The sequence below is a fragment of the Candidatus Methylomirabilota bacterium genome, from assembly GCA_035936835.1.
Taxonomy (GTDB): domain Bacteria; phylum Methylomirabilota; class Methylomirabilia; order Rokubacteriales; family CSP1-6; genus AR37.
Window position 1 is genome coordinate 1 of the sequence record DASYVT010000159.1, and the last position, 19,756, is coordinate 19,756.

A 19,756-nucleotide genomic window follows, 5' to 3' on the forward strand; every position below is an offset into this window, starting at 1 on the left:
CGATGATGCCGCCCTTGTAGAGGAACGTGTGCGTGCGCTCGTCCCGCTCGTCCTCGATGACGATCTTGAGGCCCTTGTTGAGAAAGGCCATCTCGCGCAGGCGGTTCGACAGCGTGTCGAAGGAGAACGCGGTTTCCTCGAAAATCTTCGCGTCGGGCTTGAAGCGAATGACCGTACCGTGCTTCGAGGTCCTCTCTCCCGGCGCGAGGTCGCCCTGGGGCGCGCCATACTCGTAGCGCTGCGTCCAGACCTTGCCGCCCCGCCGGCTCTCGAGCTCGAGCCACTCGGAGAGCGCGTTGACCACCGAGATGCCGACGCCGTGCAGGCCCCCCGACACCTTGTACGCGGAGTGCTCGAACTTGCCGCCGGCGTGGAGCACCGTGAGGACCACCTCGGCCGCCGATTTGCCCGTTTCCTTGTGCGTGTCCACCGGGATACCGCGCCCGTTGTCGCCGACCGAGCACGAGCCGTCGGAGTGGAGGATGACCTTGATGCTGTCGCAGTAGCCGCCCATGGCCTCGTCCACGGCGTTGTCCACCGCCTCGTAGACAAGGTGATGGAGTCCGTACGCGCTCGTGTCCCCGATGTACATGGCGGGGCGCTTGCGGACGGCCTCGAGCCCCTCGAGGACCTTGATGTCGCTCGCGGTATAGGTTTCGGCGCTCACGCCGTCCCCCCGACAACTGCGCCCATGGATTCCGCCACGATGCCCCCTTTCACGTCCCACCAGGTCGCGCCGCCCGCCTCGGGCAGCCCCGGCTCCGCGGTCGTCAGAAAGACCTGCCCGCTCCGGGTGGCGTGCCGCAGCACGCGCCCCTGGATGTCGGGATCGAGCTCTGACAGCGCATCGTCGAGCAGCAGGACGGGCGGGCTCCCGACGGCGGCCTCGACCGGCCCGGCCTCGGCCAGGCGCAGCGCCAGCACCAGGAGCCTCTGCTGGCCGCGCGAGCCGAAATTCCGCATGTCGTGACCGTCCAACTCCACCGCGAGATCGTCCCGGTGCGGTCCGACGAGGGTAGACCGCCGGCGCATCTCGTCTTCACGGCGCGCCCCCAGCGCTTCGAGAAACTCCCCTTCCGTCGCCGCCGGGCCGAGCGCGGACCGATACTCGAGTCGGACCGTCTGGTCCGTCCCCGCCAACTCCGGGTAGAGGCCCGCGACTTCGCCCTCGAGGGCGGCCACAGCCTGGCGCCGCCGCGCGAGGATTTCGACTCCAGTCTTCGCCAGCTGCTCGTCCCAGGGATGGATCTGCTCGTACTGCCCACGCTGGAGGAGGAGATTGCGCCGCCCCAGGATCTGCCGGTAGCGATTGCGGGCCGCCGCATGCGCCGGATGGACCTTGGCCGCGAAGCCGTCGAGAAAGTTCCGCCGAGCCTGGGGTCCGCCGGTGAGAATGGCCAGATCCTGCCAGCCGAAGGGGATGGCGCGCGCCCACGGGCACCCCTCGCCCGTCACGACCCACCCGCCGTCCTCGCGCTGCGTGACGCCGCGCCGGATCTCGCGCATGACATTGCCGCGCACCACGGCTCCGCTCAGCGACGCGCCGTCGGCTCCCCAGCGGAGAAGATCCGCAGGCTTTGCGCCGCGGAAGGAGCGTCCCACGAGCAGGAGCCCCATCGCCTCCAGGAGATTGGTTTTCCCCTGGGCGTTGGGTCCGCTCAGGACGTTGAGGCCGGGGGCGGGACTGAAGGAGAGAGAACGATAACTACGGAATTCAGCGATCGTAATCCACTGGATGAGCACCCGATCTCTGCCCCCATGAGAATGTCAAATTCTCATAGGCATGATAACACAGAGCGATCCTTCCTCCTCGAAGCTTTTGACTATTCCAGGGCTCAATCCGTCCTTGAGCTCCATCACGACCTGCTCCGCCCCCTGCGCGCCAAGAGCGTCCAGCACGTAGCGCGAGTTGAATCCGATCGTCATCTCCTCCCCTGCGTACGGCACCTCGATCTGCTCCTCGGCTTCGCCGAAGTCCGGGCTGTAAGCGGTAAGCTTGAGCAGCCCTGGGGAAAGCGTAAACTTCACGGGCTTGGTCCGCTCCTCCGAGAGCACCGACACCCGCCGGAGCGCCGCCGTCAACGCGCCTCGGGAGATCACAATCCGGTGCGGATGCGCCTTCGGAACGACCTGCTCGTAGTTCGGGAACGTGCCCTCGATGAGCCGCGCCATCAAGAGAACGTTGGGCATCTGCAAGATGAACTGGTTCTCGCTGATGGCCACCTGGACGTCCTCGCCGGAGCCGACGATGCGCGCGATCTCTTGCACAGCCTTGCGCGGCACGATGCCCGAGACTGCCGCCCCCACGCTCGCCAACGGTCGCACCGCCAGCGCGAGCCGGTGGCCGTCCGTGGCCACGATCCGGATCTCGCGGTCCTGCACGGCGAAGAGCACCCCATTCAGCGCGTAGCGACTCTCGTCGTGCGAGACCGCGAAGATCGTCTGCGCCAGCATATCCCGCAAGAGCTTGCCGTCGAGCGTGATCCACGCCGCCGCCGCCGCCCCCGTCGCCACGGCCGGGAAATCCGCCGCACTCAAGCCGACCAGCTTGTACGAGGCCCCGCCGCACCGCAGCGCGACCCACGCATTGTCCTGGACCTTGAGGGTGAGCGCCGCGGCCGGCAGCTCCTTGACGATCTCGAGAAGTTTTCGCGCCGAGAGCGTGATCGAGCCGCCCGACGCAACCTTGGCCGGCACCGAGACCCGCGCGCCGACCTCGAGATCGGTTGCGGTCAGCCGCAGCGTCTCCCCTTCGCTCTCGAGGAGCACGTTCGCCAGAATCGGCAAGGTCTGCCGAGGCTCGACCACGTTGTGAACCATCTGGAGACCCTTGAGGAAGGCATCCCGGTCCACATGGACTTCCATATCAATCTCCGTTCTTTAAGGAAGCAAGAGAGAAGACCGTCGTCGTAGTAGGTGTCGTGGCGGTGGACGCTGTGGACGACGTGCAAGAGGCTGATACGCCAGCAGATGGACTATCCGCGACTCGGTGGACAAAGCCGCGCGGGCCATGGGGACGACGGTGGATCACAGGGTAATCCCCTGGGTAAGCGCGTCGATGGTCTGCTTGAGCTTTGGGTCTTCCTGGATCAGGAGCTGAAGCTTGGAGACCGCGTGGATGACCGTCGTGTGGTCTTTACCGCCGAAGGCGCGCCCGATATCGCTGAGCGACGAGTGAGTCAGCTGGCGCGAGAGGTACATGGCGATCTGGCGCGGGAAAGCAACCGATTTGGTGCGGTTCTTGGCTCGCATGTCCGAGAGCTTGATCCCGAAGAACTCGGCGACCTTTCGCTGGATGTGCTCCATGGTAATGACGCGCTCCTCCTCGCCCCAGAGATCGGCCAGGACCTCTTGGGCGAGCTCCACGCTCATGTCGCGGCCGGAGAGCGAGCAGAAAGCGATCATCCGGGTGAGCGAGCCTTCGATCTCCCGGATGTTGGCCTTGATGCGGCTGGCGATGAGGTACGCGACGTCGTCCGGGAGCCGGACCCGCTCGATCTCCGCTTTTTTCTTGAGGATGGCAACCCGCGTCTCGAAGTCGGGCGGCTGGATGTCGGCGATCAGGCCCCACTCGAAGCGGGAGCGGAGGCGCTCCTCGAGGTCGGGGATCTCCTTGGGCGCCGAGTCGGAGGACACGACGATCTGTTTGCGGGCCTCGTAGAGGTCGTTGAACGTGTGGAAGAACTCTTCCTGGGTCCTCTCCTTGCCCGAGATGAACTGGATGTCGTCGATCAGGAGCAGGTCGATGGTGCGGTATTTGGCGCGGAACTCCGCCGTCCTGTCGTAGCGGATGGCGTTGATCAGGTCGTTGGTGAAGCGTTCCGACGAAAGGTAGAGGAGGCGCAGATGAGGGTAGAGCCGGGCGATCTGGTGACCGACCGCGTGGAGGAGGTGGGTCTTGCCCAAACCTACGCCGCCGTAGATGAAGAGCGGGTTGTAGGCGCGCGACGGCAGCTCGGCGACGGCCTGGCAAGCGGCCTGGGCAAACTGGTTCGAGTTGCCGACCACGAACGAGTCGAAGGTGTAGCGGACGGAGAGACCCGGTGCCGCGACGGGCGGCTCGGTTTCATTGGGCTCGGCGGCGCGAGAAGGGGCCTCGCGGTCGATGTCGAGCGAGACGCGCGGGTTGCCGCCGAGGACTTCGCGGGCCGCGGCTTGGAGCGACTCGGTGTGGTGCTGGTGGAGCCAGTCGCGCGTGTACGTGTTCGGCGCGGCGATTTTGATGTGGTCGCCCTCGACGGCCGTCAGCCGGCATGGGCGGAGCCACGAGTCGAGCGCCGCCGGGGGCACCTTGGTCGCCAAGGCGATGAGCATGCGGCTCCACAGGGATTCGAGCATCGCTAAAGTCGCACGGGAACGGGGCTGGAAAGAGTTACACACAGAGTTATCCACAGGTGTGGATAACGGAGGGCGCTACGGTGACCGCGGTGTGCTGCGAGCGAAGCAAGCGAAGCCGGCAGCCTACGTGTCATCTGGTTCGGATGAAAGCGCAGCGGCAACCTCACGTGATGCGAGCCGCTTCCCCGGCGTGTCTCCGGCCATTCCGAAAATCGCGGGAAGCGAGAGGACGGCACGTTACCACACCGCGAAACACGCTCGCAAGAGGGTCCGCACCTTGACTTGCCAAAGGGCGGTCAGTACACTACGCGGGTTCAACGACCGACGGAAGGAGTTCTTCCATGAAACGGACGTACCAGCCGAACAAGCGCCGCCGGAAGAAGACGCACGGCTTCCGGGAGCGGATGAAGACACCGGGCGGGCGGAAGGTCCTCAAGCGCCGCCGCGCGAAGGGACGCAAGCGTCTCACCGTCTAACGGTGCTGTTGTGAGCCGAGCCGTCGGGGCGCTCGGGCTTTCCCGGGATGCTCGCCTCAGGCACACCAGTGAGATCCAAGCGGTCTTTCAACAGGGCCGACGAGAGGAGCGGCGCGCCTTTGTGCTTCTGTGGGTGCCGCGCGGCGGCCCTGCGCGCGCGGGCTTCGCGGTGAGTCGGCAGATCCGGGGCGCCGTCCGCCGCAACCGCGCGCGGCGGAGGCTCCGCGCGGCGTACCGCGGGCTCGGGCCGGCGAAGCTGCGCGGTGTGGACGCGGTCTTCGTGGCGCGCGCATGGGCGCTCGAGGTGCCGCTCGACGAGCTGCGGGATGAGATGGCGAGCGCGCACGCGGCCGCGAGCCGGAACGCTGGCGAATGAGCGTCGGCTCTCGCATCGCCTGCGGGGTCGTGCGGGGATACCAGCTGCTGCTGCGGCCGCTCCTGCCCGCCGCCTGCCGTTTTCAGCCGAGCTGCTCGGAGTACGCGCGCGAGGCGCTGTCCGGCCACGGAGTCATCCGGGGAGGCTGGCTGGTGCTGCGACGTCTCGCGCGATGCCATCCCTTCAATTCGGGCGGTTATGATCCGCCGCCCGATGCGTTGACACGGCCGAGAGAGGGGCGCGAATCTTGAAGAAGACGCGGGCCTGATGGAGAAGCGAGCGATCATTGCAGCGCTGCTGATGGCGGGGCTCCTCATCGCGTACCAGACGTTCTTCATGCACTCGTCTGACACTCCGCCGCCTCCCAAGGCGGAGGCGCCAGGCCCGAAGCCGGTCGCCTCTCCTGCCCCAACCCCGGCGTCGACCCCGGCAGCTGCCGCAGTGCCAGCGCCCGTGCCTGTGGCCGCACTGCCGCCCCGGACGGCTCGGGTGGACGGGCCGCTGTACAAGGCCCAGGTTTCGAGCCGAGGCGGAGACCTGACCGCCTGGGAACTCGACTACCGCGGGCTCAAGCCGATGATCGTGCCGGGCCAGATGGGGCCGAGAGGGATCACCATCGAGCGCGCCGGCCAGCCGCCGCGCATCGTGGATTTTTCGCTGGCCCCCGAGTCCTTGGACCTGGGCCGCGCCGCCGCGCGCGGCGAAATCACGCTCGTGGGAGACGATGGCTTCGGGCTCCGCATCACCGAGACGCTTCGCTTCCGCGCGGACGGCTACGACGTGGAGCGAGTGCTGCGCGTCGAGAACCGGGGCCGCGCCGCGCAGGCCGCGGAGATCGTCATCGGGTGGAGCGCGCCGGTGACGTGGCCGAAGGACGTCACAGAGAAATTCCAGGGGCAGCACCCGACGCGCGTCGTGCGGGCGGTCAATGGACATGCGGTGCACGAGGACATCGCGAAGATCGCGGACCTCGTCGGCGACGGCCAGTGGATCGGCCTCGAGAGCGAATGGTACCTGGCCGCGTTCGTGCCCCAGACGCCTGGATTCAAGCTGGCCGAGGGCAAAATCGGTGACACGGCCCTCGTCGCCGTTCGGGCCGCGCTTCCCACTCTCGAGCCCGGCAAGAGTTGGGACGGGCGGCTGCTCGCCTATATCGGCCCCAAGGAATATGATCGGCTGAAGGCCCTCGGCTTCGGGCTCGAGAAGGCGGTCCATTTCGGCGGCTTCCCCCTGCCCCAGAGCTATGGCGGCCTGCCGATGGAGTGGGTCGCCGTCCCCATCCTATGGCTCTTGCGCTGGTTCAATGGCTATACGCACAACTACGGCGTCGCCATCATCCTGCTCACGGTGCTCACCAAGGTGATCTTCTTCCCGCTGACCATCAAGAGCATGCGCTCGATGAAAGCGATGCAGGCGCTGCAGCCCCAGATCAACGCGCTGCGCTCCAAGTTCAAGAGCGACCCGCAGCGGATCCAGCGCGAAACCATGGAGCTCTACCGGGAGCATCGGGTCAATCCGCTCGGCGGATGCCTGCCGATGGTCGTGCAGATCCCGGTCTTCTACGCCCTCTACGTCGCGCTCTCCGTGGCTGTCGAGATGCAGAACGCCCCGTTCGTCTGCTTCGGCCGGCTCTTCGGTATGGATCTCTGGATCTGCGACCTGGCGGCTCAGGACCCGACGTACGTGCTGCCGATCCTCATGGGCGTGTCCATGTTCGTCCAGCAGAAAATGACGCCCACCATGGGTGATCCACGCCAGGCGAAGATGATGCTGCTCATGCCGGTCGTCTTCACCTTCATGTTCCTCAGTTTGCCCTCGGGGCTGGTCCTCTACTGGACGCTTTCCAACGTGTTCCAGATCGCCCAGCAGCGCTACATGGAGCGCGGCGGAGCGCCCGCCAAGCCCGGCGCGCGCGCGCAGAAGAAGGCGTGAGCCTGGCGCTGGCCGCGGGGCCGCCCCAGTAGCCGCGTGGCCCGCACGGCGACCGACTCCCTCGAGCAACTCTTCAAGGCCTTCCCTGCTCTCCTGGGCAGAGCCGCGACGCCGGTGGAGCGCAACGCCTTCGGGCGCTACGCCGATCTGCTGATCCTCTGGAACCGAACGCATCACCTCACGGCGCTCAAGACGCGAGCGGCGATCGGGCGAGGGCTCTTTCTCGACTCGCTGCTCTTCAGGGCGTTCTTGCCTCGGGGGCCGCTTCGAGTCCTGGACATCGGAGCGGGAGCGGGGATTCCGGGCGTCCCCCTTCGTTTGGTGGAGCCGGGCTTGTCGCTCACTCTTGTCGAATCGAAGCGCAAACCGGTGTCCTTTCTCCATGCTCTTACACGTGAACTCGGCATGGCGGACATCGTGGTGCGCCATGGGAGAGCCGAGGATATAGTAATAGAAGTACCTGAATTAGAAGGAGAATTTGACTTTGTACTGACCAGATCGGTAGGTCTTGGAACGGACTTGATCGATACCGCGATGACCTACTTGAGACCCGGGGGCAGCTTCCTTGCCTCGGGCCCTCCAGTTGTTGGTGGTGCCCTGTCGAAGGGCATGTGGAAGGGCCAGTCGGAGTGGAAGAGGGCCGAGTTTCCCAAGATAGGCGTGTCTAGAATGTTCTTTATGGTGACAAAGGGCGATTGATTCTCATTGATGGCTTCGTTATTGTTCCACGTGGAACGAGGATTGGGTTGTTTCACGTGGAACACCGCCGGGGGAGCTCTTGGGCAGGATCATCGCGACAGCGAATCAAAAAGGCGGAGTGGGGAAGACGACTACCGCTGTGAACCTTGCCGCTGGACTCGGTCTGGCAGAGCGGCGGACCCTTCTCATTGACCTTGATCCCCAGGGCAATGCTACGACGGGGCTGGGTGTTGACAAGACCGGGCTTCAGAGGACCATCTACCACGTCCTCCTTGAAGGGGTGCGGATCGAGGACGCCAGAATCAGGACAGATCTAGTGTTTCTCGACCTGGTACCCTCCGACATCGACCTCGTGGGGGCCGAGATCGAGCTGGTAGCGACGGATGACCGCGAGAGCCGGCTGAAGCAGGCTCTGGCACCCGTCAAGGAAAGCTATGATTTCATCATCATCGACTGCCCCCCTTCCCTGGGCCTGCTCACCCTCAATGCCCTGACCGCAGCTGACCGGGCCTTAGTGCCGCTCCAGTGTGAGTACTATTCGATGGAAGGCTTGGCCCATATCCTTCGCACTATCGGGCTAGTCAAGGAGAAGCTCAATCCGAAGCTTGAGATCGAAGGGGTCGTTCTCACCATGTTCGACGGCCGAACAAGTCTGGCAGCCCAGGTGAAGAGCGAGGTCCAAGGGCATCTGCGGAGCCAGGTCATGCAGACGATAATCCCGAGGAACATACGGATCACCGAGGCGCCAAGCCACGGCAAGCCGATCATGCTTTACGATCTCCGCTCCCCGGGCTCAACAGCCTATCTCGAGTTGACCAAGGAGGTTCTTGCCCATGAAGGCTAAACATGGCTTGGGACGAGGCCTCGGAGCTCTCCTGCCCTCCTCCCCTGCCCCGGCCGTTGAGACAGGAGCGTCTAGGGTCCAGGAACTGCCGATCGACAGCCTAGTCGCCAATCCAAGACAGCCAAGAAAAGCCTTTGATGATAATAGTTTACGTGATCTCTCGCAGTCACTGAAGCGCTCCGGCGTACTCCAACCTTTGGTTGTAAGGCGTCGTGGTCAGCAATTTGAGATCGTCGTCGGCGAACGGAGATGGAGGGCCGCAAAAATGGCCGGGTTGACTTACCTCCCGGCCGTTGTCCGTGAGGCCACCGATGCTGAAACGCTTGAGCTGGCACTCGTCGAGAATCTACTGCGCGAAGATCTTAACCCGATGGAAGAGGCGGAAGCCTATCAGCGTCTCCTCACCGAGTTCGCGTGGACGCAGGAAGAGCTCGGCCAGCGCGTCGGTAAGGACCGCAGCAGCGTGGCCAATTGCCTGCGCCTGCTCAAGCTCCCCGAGCTGATACAGGCCGATCTTCGCGCGGGGCGGCTGACCATGGGCCACGCGCGCGCCCTCCTCTCGCTCGCCTCCCCTGCCGAGCAGCTCAAGCTCCGCGAGGAGATCCTCGCCCACTCCTGGTCGGTCCGCGCGACCGAGGAGGGCGTCCAGCGCAAGCAGCGCCAGGCGCCGCGCCGCGCCGGGCGCCGTTCGGCGGAGCTCGCCGCCCTCGAGGATTCGCTGCGGGAGACCCTCGCCACGCGCGTGCGGCTGGTCGGAAGCGAGCGCGCCGGGCGCATCGAGATCACGTACACCTCGGCCGAGGACCTCGAGCGCCTGACCGAGCTGATCACCGGCCGCCGCGGGTAGATCGCGTAGACTGGATTCATGGCCGAGCGCATCGTCGTCGGACTCTCGGGAGGCGTCGACTCCTCCGTCGCAGCCGCGGTCCTCGTCGAGCAGGGCGTTGACGTGGTGGGTGTCACGCTGCGCGTGTGGCCGTGGCAGCCGGCCACGGAGGCCTCTCAGCGCTTCGGCAGCTGCTGCTCGCCCGCGACGGTGGACGACGCGCGCCAGGTCGCGCGCCGGCTCGGCATCCCCTATTACCTGCTGAACAGTGAGGCGGAGTTCGACCGCACAGTGATCGACGACTTTGCGCGAGAGTACGCGGCGGGCCGGACGCCCGTGCCGTGCACCGTCTGCAACCGGGAGGTCAAGTTCGGCTCGCTCCTCGCGCGCGCCCGCGCCTGGGACGCGGTGGCGGTCGCGACGGGGCACTACGCGCGGATCACGCGTGATCCGGCGACGGGCCGCCATCTTCTCTGGCGCGGTGTCGACACCCAGAAGGACCAATCGGATTTTCTCTGGCCGCTCTCGCAGTCCCAGCTCGGCGCCGCGCGCTTTCCCGTCGGCGACCTCACGAAGGCGGAGGTACGCGACCGCGCGCGAGCGTTGGGACTCGTCACCGCCGACAAGCCTGAGAGTCAGGAGATCTGTTTCATCCCGGACGACGACTATCGGGGTTTTCTCCGTCGCCGAATCCCGCAGGCCTTCAGACCAGGCCCGATCGTGGATGGAGGCGGCCGCGTGCTCGGTCAGCACGAGGGGCTGGCGGCGTTTACGGTTGGCCAGCGCCGCGGCCTGGGGCTCGCGACTGGGCGCACGCTCTACGTCACTGCGCTCGATCCGGCCCGCAACGCAGTCGTGGTGGGCGAGGCGCGGGAGGTCGAGGTGGACACGCTCGTGGCCGAGCAGGTCAATTGGATCGCCATCGATGGGCTCGAGGGCCCGCTCGAGGTGACGGCGCAGATTCGCCACCGCCACAAGCCCGCTCCCGCGACCATCCGGCCAAGCGGGCAGGGGGTCGAGGTGCGATTCGAGGCGCCACAGTGGGCGCCGGCGCCGGGTCAATCGGTCGTCTTCTACCAGGGCGACCTCGTCGTGGGCGGCGGTGTCATCGCGGCCCGAAGCCACGAAGCCGCTTGACAGTTTTCCTCTCGGCGTGATACACGTCTAGCGTTTGTCCCTTATTTCACAACATCTCGCAGCCGGAGAATTCACGATGCGTCGTAGTTTAGCCTTCGCATGCTCTTGGGCCATCGCATGCGTCCTCGCGGGTCTCGTGCCCTCCGTGGCTTTCGCCTCAGGCGGGGGAGAGGGCGGGCTCATCAGCCTGGACAAATCCCTCATCATCCAGGCCGTCAACTTCCTCATCCTGCTTATCCTATTGACCAAGCTGCTCTACAAGCCGCTCCTGGCGAAGATGGACGAGCGCACCCAGGTCATCCAGAGATCGCTCGACGAAGCCCAGGCGGCGCGGGCCGAGGCCCGGAAGGAGCGGGACGAATTCGCCGCGAAGATCCAGGCCGTGCACGCCGAGGCGCAGGGCATCCGCGCCACGGCCCTCAAGGACGCAGCCGACGAGCAGCGGCGCCTGGTCGATGCGGCGCGGGCCGAGGCGGCAGGCCTCGTCGCGAGCGCGCGGCAGGAAATGGACCAGGACGTCCGCCGCGCGCGTCAGGAGCTTCGCCAGGAGGTTGCCGATCTCGCCATTGCGGTCTCCGAGCGGCTCATCAAGAAGAGCCTCAACGACGCCGATCACCGCCGCGTCGTCGACGACGCCATCGCTCGCATGGGCCAGAAGAACTAGCTCCGATGCGCGCCCAGGAGGGAACCGCCCGCCGCTACGCGAAGGCGCTGCACGCGGCGGCTGCCGAAGCCGGGGCAGGGGAGGCCGCGGGGCGTGAGCTCGCCGCCCTTCTCGACGTTCTCCAGGCCAACCGCCAGGCCGTCGACGTGCTCGCCCGGCCGTGGATCAAGCCGGGGGACCGTCGCGCGGCCGCCCTGACGCTCGCCCAGCAGGCGGGGTGCGGCAAGCTCGTCCAGGACTTCGTGGCGCTCGTCGCCGAGCGCGGCCGCCTGGACCACCTGGCGGCCATCGTTACCGCCTATCAAGACCTCGCGGACGCCGCACTCGGCCGGGTTCGCGCCCAGGTCAGGACGGCCGTGGCGCTGACCGATGCCGAGAAGGACCGGCTCGCCCGGCGCCTCCAGACTGAGCTCGGCAAGCAGATCATCCTCGAGGAAACCGTGGACACGAATCTCCTGGGCGGCTTTGTCGCCCGGGTCGGCAGTCTCATTCTCGACGGCAGTCTCGACGGGCAGCTCGCGCGCATGCGCGAGCGGCTGGTGAGGGGATAGCATGATCAAGGCGGAAGAGATCAGCGAGATCATCAAGCGGCAGCTCCAGGGCTACGAGGCCGAGGTCGACTTCAAGGAAGCCGGCCGCGTCATCGAGGTGGGCGACGGCATCGCCCGCATCTACGGACTCCAGGGCGCCATGGCCGGCGAGCTGCTCCAGTTCCCGGGCGACGTCTTCGGTCTCGTGCTGAACCTCGAAGAGGACAACGTCGGCGCCGTGCTGCTCGGCTCCGACATCCTCATCAAGGAAGGCGACACCGTCACGCGCACGAAGCGCATCGCCCAGGTGCCCGTCGGCGAGGCGCTGACCGGCCGCGTCGTCGACGCCCTCGGCCAGCCTGTGGACGGCAAGGGCCCGATCGCGTCCGAGGAATTCCGGCCGCTCGAGCGCTACGCCCCGGGCGTCGTTGACCGGGCCGGCGTCAAGCAGCCGCTCCAGACGGGACTGAAGGCCATCGATGCCATGATCCCGATCGGGCGCGGCCAGCGCGAGCTCATCATCGGCGACCGCGGGACGGGCAAGACCGCCATCGGCGTGGATACGATCATCAACCAGAAGGGGCAGGACGTCTTCTGCTTCTACGTCGCGATCGGCCAGAAGCGCTCCACCGTCGCACAGGTCGTGAAAGTTCTCGAGGACACGGGCGCCATGGCCTTCACCACCGTCGTCGTGGCCTCGGCGTCGGAGCCGGCGGCACTGCAGTACCTCGCGCCGTACACGGGTTGCGCCATGGCGGAGTTCTTCCGGGACTCGGGCCGCCACGCGCTGTGCATCTACGACGATCTCTCCAAGCACGCCACGGCCTACCGGCAGATGTCGCTACTGCTGCGCCGGCCGCCGGGACGCGAGGCATACCCGGGCGACGTCTTCTATCTCCACTCGCGGCTTCTCGAGCGCGCCGCGAAGCTCAACGACCAGCTGGGCGGCGGGTCGCTGACGGCGCTGCCGATCATCGAGACGCAGCTGGGAGACGTCTCGGCCTACATCCCGACCAACGTCATCTCGATCACGGATGGCCAGATCTACCTCGAGTCCGATCTGTTCTACTCGGGCATCCGGCCCGCCGTGAACGTGGGCCTGTCGGTCTCGCGCGTCGGCGGCTCGGCGCAGATCAAGGCCATGCGCCAGATCGCGGGCAAGCTCCGCCTCGACCTCGCCCAGTACCGCGAGCTCGCGGCCTTCGCGCAGTTCGGCTCCGACCTCGACAAGGCGACGCTCCAGCAGCTGGCCCGCGGCGGGCGCATGGTGGAGCTGCTCAAGCAGGGGCAGTACGCCCCGCTGCCGATCGAGAGACAGATCGCCATCATCTTCGCCGGCGGCCAGGGCCTCATGGACGACCTGCCGATCGAGCAGGTGCGGCCCTTCGAGGAGTTCCTCTACCCGCACCTCGAGCGCAAGCACCCGAAGCTCCTGCCCGACATTGCCAACAAGAAGGAGCTGACGGACGAGCTCCGAGACGCGCTGACGGCAGCGATCAACGAGGCGAAGGCGGAGTTCATCGTCGCGCGGGGCATCAAGGCGGCGTAAGGCTTCCGACCCATGGCGACGCTCCGGGACATCCAGCGGCGGATCCGATCCGTCCAGTCGACGCAGAAGATCACGAAGGCCATGAAGCTCGTGGCCGCGTCGAAGTTTCGCCGCGCGCAGGAGCGCATCCTCGCGGCGCGCCCGTACGCGACGAAGATGCGTGAGCTCCTCGGAGGGCTCGCCGGTCACTCCGGAGACGAGACCCATCCGCTGCTCGCGCGTCGCGATACGGGGCGCAAGCGGTTGGTCATCATCACGGCGGACAAGGGGCTGTGCGGCGCTTTCAATTCCAACATCCTCCGCGAGTCGCTGCGCTTCCTGCGCGGGGCGGGGGAGGCTTCGGTGACGCTCGTCGTGGTGGGCAAGAAGGCCCGCGACTTCTACCGCCGCCGCCAGTTCACGGTCAAGTCCGAGATGCTGGGGTTCTTCGACCGGCTGGCCTATTCCCACGCCCAGGAGTTGGCGGGCGGGCTCATGCAGGACTACCTCGCGGAGGAGGTGGACGAGGTTCACCTCCTGTACAACGAGTTCCGCTCGGTCGCCGTGCAGCGCCCCGTGCGCCAACAGCTCCTGCCGATCGAGGCCGAGGATGGCGGCGGCGAGGCCGCGGGGCCGCAGGAAGAGTATCTCTACGAGCCGGGCCCCGAGGCCATCCTGGCCTCGCTCCTGCCGCGCCACGTGACCACGCAGGTCTACCGGGCGCTCATGGAGTCGGTGGCCGGCGAGTACGGCGCGCGCATGACGGCTATGGAGTCCGCGACCAAGAATGCCCGTGAGATGATCAATATCCTGACCATTCAGTACAACAAGGCCCGCCAGGAGCGCATCACCAAGGAGCTCCTGGATATCGTCGGCGGGGCGGAAGCCCTTCGCCAGTCAGTCGAAGCGTAGCGAGAAGCAGAGAAAGGATCGGTCATGAGCCAAGGCAAGATCGTCCAGGTCATCGGCCCGGTGGTCGACGTCGAGTTCGAGCCCGGCAAGCTGCCGGCCATCTACAACGCGCTCGAGGTGCCCAATGCGGGCAGCACCGACGTCTTCGCATACTCGGCCAAGCTCGTTCTCGAGGTGGCGCTGCACCTGGGCGAAGGCCGTGTTCGCGCCGTCGCCATGGCGGCGACAGACGGGCTGACGCGCGGTATGCCGGTCAACGACACGGGGCAGCCGATCACGATTCCCGTGGGCAAGGAGACGCTCGGCCGGATCATCAACATCACGGGTGAAGCCGTGGACAAGGCCGGGCCGCTCACGGCGACCAAGACGCTGCCGATCCACCGGCCGGCGCCCTCGTTCGAGCAGCAGTCGACCAAGGTCGAGATGTTCGAGACCGGCATCAAGGTCGTGGACTTGCTCGAGCCGTACACGAAGGGCGGTAAGACGGGCCTCTTCGGCGGCGCCGGCGTCGGCAAGACGATCATCATCATGGAGCTCATCAACAACATCGCGAAACAGCACGGCGGCATCTCGGTCTTCGCCGGGGTAGGGGAGCGCACCCGCGAGGGTAACGACCTCTATCACGAGATGAAGGAATCGGGTGTCATCGAGAAGACGGCGCTCATTTTTGGCCAGATGACCGAGCCGCCCGGCTCGCGCCTGCGCGTGGCGCTCACCGGCGTGACATCTGCCGAGTACTTCCGCGACGAGGAGGGGCAGGACGTCCTCCTCTTCATCGACAACATCTTTCGCTTCACCCAGGCGGGCTCCGAAGTCTCCGCGCTCCTCGGCCGCATGCCCTCGGCCGTCGGCTACCAGCCGACCCTCGGCACCGAGATGGGCGCGCTCCAGGAGCGGATCACGTCGACCAAGAAGGGCTCCATCACCTCGGTGCAGGCGATCTACGTGCCGGCCGACGACATCACCGACCCGGCGCCCGCGGCGGCGTTCGCCCACCTGGACGCGACGACGGTGCTCTCGCGCCAGATCGCCGAGCTGGGGATCTACCCCGCGGTCGATCCGCTGGCCTCGACCTCGCGGATCCTCGACCCGGTCATCCTGGGCGCCGAGCACTACGCAATCGCCCGCGCCGTGCAGTCGATACTCCAGCGCTACAAGGACCTCCAGGACATCATCGCCATCCTCGGCATGGAAGAGCTCTCCGACGAGGACAAGCTCACCGTGTCGCGCGCCCGCAAGATCCAGCGCTTCCTCTCGCAGCCCTTGCACGTGGCCGAGGCTTTCACCGGCCAGCCGGGGCGCTACGTCAAGCTCGCCGACACGATCCAGGGCTTCAAGGAGATCGTGGACGGCCTCTGCGACGACCTGCCCGAGCAGGCCTTCTACCTGGTCGGCGGCATCGAGGAAGCGCGCGAGAAGGCCCGCAAGATGGCCGAAGTAAAATGATGTCGTTCGAGCTGAGACGCTGCCGACGAGCCGCAGGCGAGGCAGTTCGAGCTGAGCGGCGAAGCCGTGAGGCGAGGCCCGAGTGGATCAGCGGCGAGGCGAGGGCTGAGTAGAATGCTCTTCGAGCTTGCGACTCCGACGCGGATGCTCGTCACCGCCGAGGTTGACGAGGTTGTCGCGCCCGGCGTCGAGGGTTACTTTGGCGTCCTGCCCGGGCACGCGGCCTTCCTGACCACCCTGGCTCCCGGAGAGGTGGTCTATCGCAGCGGCCAGCAAGAGCACCACCTGTCCGTGGCGGGCGGGTTCGCCGAGGTGCGCCCCGAGCGCGTGATTATCCTGGCCGAGCACGCGGAGCGGCCGGAGGAGATCGACCGGGAGCGTGCCGAGCGCGCCCGCCAGCGCGCCGAGATGCGCCTGCAGGGCAAGGGCCCCGACGGCTCTGCGGCGGAGATCGATTTCGCCCGCGCGCTGGCGGCCCTGGCCCGCGCCCTGACGCGCCTGCTCGTGGCTTCGCGCTCCTCCCAGCCGCAGTAGCCGCATGCCCCGCGGGCGGGGCAGCCGGAACGTCGGACCGCCCAGTTCCTGAGGCACAAGCGGCGCCCGCCGCTACGCAACCCTCCGCCGCATAACGATCTCGGTCATGGCATGCCGCTCGCAGTTCAACGCGGCCATGACGACCATCCTGGTAGTGGACGACGAGCCCTCCATCGTGGAACTGGTGCGCTTTACGCTCGAAGACGCCGACGTACGGGTGGTCGAGGCCTCGGACGGCGCCGAGGCGCTCATCCTCGCGCGCCGGATCAAGCCGGACCTGGTGTTCCTCGACGTGCAGATGCCGCGGCTCGACGGCCTCGAGGTATGCCGGCAGCTCAGGCGTGAGCCCGCCTTCGCGCGCACGCCCATCATCATGCTCACGGCCGCCGGCCAGCAGGCAGACCGAACCCGCGGCCTCGGCGCCGGCGCCGACGAATACCTGACCAAGCCGTTCTCGCCGCTGGCGCTCCTGGCTCTCGTCGAGGCGCTGCTGCCGGAGACGCGGTCGTGGCGGCCGACGTAGCGCTGTCGCAGGCCCTGGCCTACGCGCGCGACCTCAAGAATCTCTACGAGGTGGCGCGGGTGCGCGAGGAGGAGACGGTGCGCGCCCACGACAAGCTCCGCGCCGCCTACCAGCAGTCGCTCGCCTACGCCGTCGATCTCAAGAAGACCCACCGGCGGCTGCAGCGTTCCATCCTCCAAAGCCTGCTCGGGCTGGCCAACGCGCTCGAGGCCAAGGACGAGTACACGCGCGGACACTCGGACCGCGTGGCGGCGCTGGCGCGCCGGCTCGCGCTCGAAGCGGGGTTGACCGTGCGGCAGGCGGAAGTGATCGCCCAGTCCGGTCTGCTCCACGACCTGGGCAAGATCGGCGTGCCGGAGCAAATCCTCAGGAAACCCGGGCCACTCTCCGAGGAGGAATGGGCCGTCATGCGGCGGCACCCGCTCACGGGATCCCAGATCGTGGCGCCGCTCGAGTCCTTCGCGGAGGGTGCCCTCATCGTCCGCCATCACCACGAGCGCGAGGACGGCAGCGGCTATCCCGACGGGCTTTCCGGCGAGACGATACCCCTCGGCGCGCGCGTTGTCGCCGTGGTCGACGTCTACGACGCGCTTACTTCCAAGCGGCCGTACCGGCGCGCCCTGACGCACGCCGAGGCCCTCGAGCGGCTCGCGGCCGAGGCGGGGCGTACGCTCGACGCCCGGCTCACGAGGCTCTTCATCGACATGGTCGCTCATGCGCCTCCTGACTGGCCCGTTCGAGACTGAGCGCGCGGCGCGCGCGCCGTCGATCGCGCGCCCGCTCGCCGTGGTCGCCGCCACGGCGGCGCTGGGCGCAGGCGCGGGCCTGGCGGCCGAGACTGGGCTTGGCGCGGCGGGCGGGATCGGCCATGCGCTCGCCAGCGCGTCGCTTCATGCGGGATTTCTCGCCGCCGGGTGGGTGGTGGCACTCGACGGACGGGAGGGCTGGCGCGGACCGGCGCTCCGCGAGGCGGCGGCGCTCGTCCTGGCCGCGCTGGCTGCCCGGGTCTCGCTCGCGGGCGCGCTGGCGTATCTGCTCGTGCCGCTCGTCCTCGCCCGTGACGCCGGCGCGTGGCGCCGTAGTCTCGAGCGGATCGGTTGGCGCCTACCTTGCGCACCGCGCGCCATCCTCCTGGGAACGGCGGCGGGGACCTTCCTCGGGCTTCACCTGCTCATCGCCGCTTCGCTGACGCTGGGGTACGCGGTCTCCGTGCCCGACGGAGGCCGCTACCTGACGGCGCTCGCCTACGACGTCGGGGTCAATGCGCTCACGGCCGAGTGGCTCTTCCGCGGCGCGATCTTCTCGGCGCTTTGGCGGCGGTGGAGCTTCTGGCCCGCCGCCGTGGTCTCTACCGCGTGCGCGCTTGTGCGCTATCTCCTCGACCCCGCGCTGCCTCAGGCGATCGAGGCCATGGCCGGCGCGACCTTCTACCTGTCGCTTCTGGGTCTCGCCTGCTGCGCGCTACGCGCGTGGAGCGGCAGCCTCGTGCCCGGCTACTTCGCCACGGTCGCCTTCTTCGCCGCCTACCGGACGCTCTTCGTGTGATCGCGGGTCCGCTCGCGCTGGTGGCGCTGATCGCTGCGGCCATCGTCGCAGTGGCAGGCGACGACGGATCGCCGCTGCGCCACCTCTATCTGCTTCCGGCGCTCTGGGCCGCATGGGCCCGAGGCGCTCACGGCGGCGCGCTGGTCGGGCTCCTGGCCGGGTTCCTCCAGGCGCCCTTGATCTTTCCCCTGATCGAGCGGGCCGGCCTGTCGAGACCCGTGGTAGACGGTCTCGTCTCGCTCACCATCCCGCTCGCGATGGGGCTGACCGTGGGCCGGCTGGTCGATCAATCGCGCGGCCGCGGGGCCCAGCTCCGCGCCCTCCTCGAGATCCAGCGGAGCCTGGCCGTCGAGACGGCCTTCGGCGCGCGGCTGGCCCAGGTCGCAGCCCTCACGCGTCGGGCCCTCGGCGTGGACAGGGTGAGGCTCCTCCTGGATGCAGGAGACGGCGCCCCGCTGACCGCGAGCGCCCCCGACGCATCGCAGCCCGCGGACAGCCCCTCGAGCGGTTCGGCGACGCCCTGCCGGCGGCTCGTCCTGCCGCTCGACGCAGGAGACGGTCCGGTGGGCACGCTCGCCATCGAGCGAAACGGGGATCTTGGAGTCGCCACCCGCGGCGCCGCGCAGGCGCTGGCGCTCCACGTGGCGCTGGCGGTCGAGAACGCGCGGCTGACGGAGCGCCAGCGGCGATTCGCGGAGGAGCTCGAGGGCAAAGTCGCGCGGGCCACGCAACGGCTGCGCGAGATCGATCAGGCCAAGAGCGAGTTTCTCTCGGAGGTCTCGCACGAGCTTCGCACGCCGCTGACCGCGCTCCAGGGATTCAGCGAGCTGCTCCTCGCCCGCGACGTGCCGCCCGACCGCGCGCGTCGCTATCTCCACCACGTCCAGACCGAGTCGCAGCGCCTTGGGCGCATCGTCGCCGATCTCCTCGACCTCTCCCGCATCGAGTCCGGCCGCGGGCTCTCGCTGCGCCGCGAGCCGTTCGATCTTCGCGAGCTCGTCGAGTGCAATGTCGAGGTCTTCGCGTGCCAGCACGCGCTCCATCGCTTCGACTTGAGCGTGGCCGCGTCGCTGCCGCCGCTCTGCGCCGACCGCGATGCGGTGGACCGGATGCTCAAGAACCTCCTGTCCAATGCCGTCAAGTACTCACCGCGCGGCGGCCGCGTCCTCGTGCAGGCAAGACCCGCGGCGGATCGGCCGGGCCTGGTCGAGCTTGCCGTCGAAGACGATGGTGTCGGCATCCCGGCCGAGGCCCTGCCTCGCATCTTCGAGCCCTACGTGCGGATCGCCCATCCCGAGACGTCGGCGGCCCCCGGGCTTGGCCTCGGGTTGAGTCTCGTTCGGGCCTTGGCCCACGCCCATGGGGGGCTTGTTGAGGTCGAGAGCCTGCCGGGAAAGGGCTCGCGGTTCCGAGTGCTTCTGCCGGCCTGAAAAGCCCGGATTTGGC

22 protein-coding genes are annotated in these 19,756 nt (G+C 67.5%); 18 read left to right on the top strand and 4 right to left on the bottom strand.

Annotated elements, in window-relative coordinates; genetic code table 11:
• From VGV06_14210 to dnaA, 4 genes are all read right to left on the bottom strand, one after another.
• Nucleotides 1-667: ATP-binding protein (locus VGV06_14210; protein HEV2056304.1), on the bottom strand; the 667-nt coding region annotated here is incomplete at its 3' end.
• Nucleotides 664-1,743 (bottom strand): DNA replication and repair protein RecF, encoded by a 1,080-nt coding sequence (gene recF / locus VGV06_14215; protein ID HEV2056305.1) that lies wholly within the window; start codon nt 1,741-1,743, stop codon nt 664-666. The genes recF and VGV06_14210, both read right to left, overlap by 4 nt.
• A gap of 24 nt (nt 1,744-1,767) precedes the next feature.
• Entirely contained in the window at nt 1,768-2,865 is a 1,098-nt protein-coding gene (gene dnaN, locus VGV06_14220; GenBank protein HEV2056306.1) for a DNA polymerase III subunit beta, read from the bottom strand.
• Between the two features lie 162 nt (nt 2,866-3,027).
• Nucleotides 3,028-4,338, bottom strand: a complete 1,311-nt coding sequence (gene dnaA, locus VGV06_14225; GenBank protein ID HEV2056307.1) for a chromosomal replication initiator protein DnaA — start codon at nt 4,336-4,338, stop codon at nt 3,028-3,030.
• A gap of 341 nt (nt 4,339-4,679) precedes the next feature.
• Here dnaA and rpmH point away from each other — a divergent pair, with 341 nt between their 5' ends.
• The 18 genes from rpmH (at nt 4,680) to VGV06_14315 (ending at nt 19,740) form a co-directional block, all read left to right on the top strand.
• Complete coding sequence (gene rpmH, locus VGV06_14230; protein HEV2056308.1) at nt 4,680-4,814, top strand: 50S ribosomal protein L34; 135 nt, start codon at nt 4,680-4,682, stop codon at nt 4,812-4,814.
• A gap of 10 nt (nt 4,815-4,824) precedes the next feature.
• On the top strand, nt 4,825-5,190 hold the full coding sequence (gene rnpA, locus VGV06_14235; protein ID HEV2056309.1) for a ribonuclease P protein component: 366 nt from the start codon (nt 4,825-4,827) through the stop codon (nt 5,188-5,190).
• The gene (yidD, locus tag VGV06_14240; GenBank protein ID HEV2056310.1) at nt 5,187-5,441 is read left to right on the top strand and encodes a membrane protein insertion efficiency factor YidD; all 255 of its coding nucleotides are present in this window, start codon (nt 5,187-5,189) and stop codon (nt 5,439-5,441) included. The genes rnpA and yidD overlap by 4 nt, the downstream gene beginning before the upstream one ends.
• 16 nt (nt 5,442-5,457) lie before the next feature.
• Nucleotides 5,458-7,122: a membrane protein insertase YidC gene (yidC, locus tag VGV06_14245; GenBank protein ID HEV2056311.1), complete on the top strand. Its 1,665-nt coding sequence runs from the start codon at nt 5,458-5,460 to the stop codon at nt 7,120-7,122.
• 36 nt (nt 7,123-7,158) lie between these two features.
• Nucleotides 7,159-7,821: a 16S rRNA (guanine(527)-N(7))-methyltransferase RsmG gene (gene rsmG / locus VGV06_14250; GenBank protein HEV2056312.1), complete on the top strand. Its 663-nt coding sequence runs from the start codon at nt 7,159-7,161 to the stop codon at nt 7,819-7,821.
• Between the two features lie 79 nt (nt 7,822-7,900).
• The gene (locus VGV06_14255) at nt 7,901-8,665 is read left to right on the top strand and encodes an AAA family ATPase (GenBank protein HEV2056313.1); all 765 of its coding nucleotides are present in this window, start codon (nt 7,901-7,903) and stop codon (nt 8,663-8,665) included.
• Nucleotides 8,655-9,512 carry a ParB/RepB/Spo0J family partition protein gene (locus VGV06_14260; protein ID HEV2056314.1) on the top strand — a complete coding sequence of 286 codons (858 nt, stop codon included), beginning with the start codon at nt 8,655-8,657 and terminating at the stop codon, nt 9,510-9,512. Before VGV06_14255 ends, VGV06_14260 begins: the two co-directional genes overlap by 11 nt.
• 18 nt (nt 9,513-9,530) lie before the next feature.
• Entirely contained in the window at nt 9,531-10,628 is a 1,098-nt protein-coding gene (gene mnmA / locus VGV06_14265; GenBank protein ID HEV2056315.1) for a tRNA 2-thiouridine(34) synthase MnmA, read from the top strand.
• 145 nt (nt 10,629-10,773) lie between these two features.
• Nucleotides 10,774-11,292 (top strand): F0F1 ATP synthase subunit B, encoded by a 519-nt coding sequence (gene atpF, locus VGV06_14270; GenBank protein HEV2056316.1) that lies wholly within the window; start codon nt 10,774-10,776, stop codon nt 11,290-11,292.
• Nucleotides 11,293-11,297: 5 nt separating this feature from the next.
• Nucleotides 11,298-11,843 carry an ATP synthase F1 subunit delta gene (gene atpH / locus VGV06_14275; GenBank protein HEV2056317.1) on the top strand — a complete coding sequence of 182 codons (546 nt, stop codon included), beginning with the start codon at nt 11,298-11,300 and terminating at the stop codon, nt 11,841-11,843.
• Between the two features lies 1 nt (nt 11,844).
• A complete protein-coding gene (gene atpA / locus VGV06_14280) occupies nt 11,845-13,371 on the top strand; it encodes a F0F1 ATP synthase subunit alpha (GenBank protein HEV2056318.1) in 1,527 nt (508 codons plus the stop codon).
• A 12-nt stretch (nt 13,372-13,383) separates the two neighbouring features.
• Entirely contained in the window at nt 13,384-14,262 is an 879-nt protein-coding gene (atpG, locus tag VGV06_14285) for an ATP synthase F1 subunit gamma (protein ID HEV2056319.1), read from the top strand.
• Nucleotides 14,263-14,286: 24 nt separating this feature from the next.
• Nucleotides 14,287-15,708: a F0F1 ATP synthase subunit beta gene (gene atpD, locus VGV06_14290; GenBank protein HEV2056320.1), complete on the top strand. Its 1,422-nt coding sequence runs from the start codon at nt 14,287-14,289 to the stop codon at nt 15,706-15,708.
• A gap of 114 nt (nt 15,709-15,822) precedes the next feature.
• The gene (locus VGV06_14295) at nt 15,823-16,242 is read left to right on the top strand and encodes a F0F1 ATP synthase subunit epsilon (protein HEV2056321.1); all 420 of its coding nucleotides are present in this window, start codon (nt 15,823-15,825) and stop codon (nt 16,240-16,242) included.
• 106 nt (nt 16,243-16,348) lie between these two features.
• Nucleotides 16,349-16,765 (top strand): response regulator, encoded by a 417-nt coding sequence (locus tag VGV06_14300; protein ID HEV2056322.1) that lies wholly within the window; start codon nt 16,349-16,351, stop codon nt 16,763-16,765.
• On the top strand, nt 16,750-17,511 hold the full coding sequence (locus VGV06_14305) for an HD-GYP domain-containing protein (GenBank protein ID HEV2056323.1): 762 nt from the start codon (nt 16,750-16,752) through the stop codon (nt 17,509-17,511). Before VGV06_14300 ends, VGV06_14305 begins: the two co-directional genes overlap by 16 nt.
• Nucleotides 17,480-18,310 carry a CPBP family glutamic-type intramembrane protease gene (locus VGV06_14310; protein ID HEV2056324.1) on the top strand — a complete coding sequence of 277 codons (831 nt, stop codon included), beginning with the start codon at nt 17,480-17,482 and terminating at the stop codon, nt 18,308-18,310. The genes VGV06_14305 and VGV06_14310 overlap by 32 nt, the downstream gene beginning before the upstream one ends.
• Nucleotides 18,307-19,740, top strand: coding sequence for an ATP-binding protein (locus tag VGV06_14315; protein ID HEV2056325.1), 1,434 nt, complete (start codon nt 18,307-18,309; stop codon nt 19,738-19,740). Before VGV06_14310 ends, VGV06_14315 begins: the two co-directional genes overlap by 4 nt.
• Nucleotides 19,741-19,756: the final 16 nt, after the last annotated feature.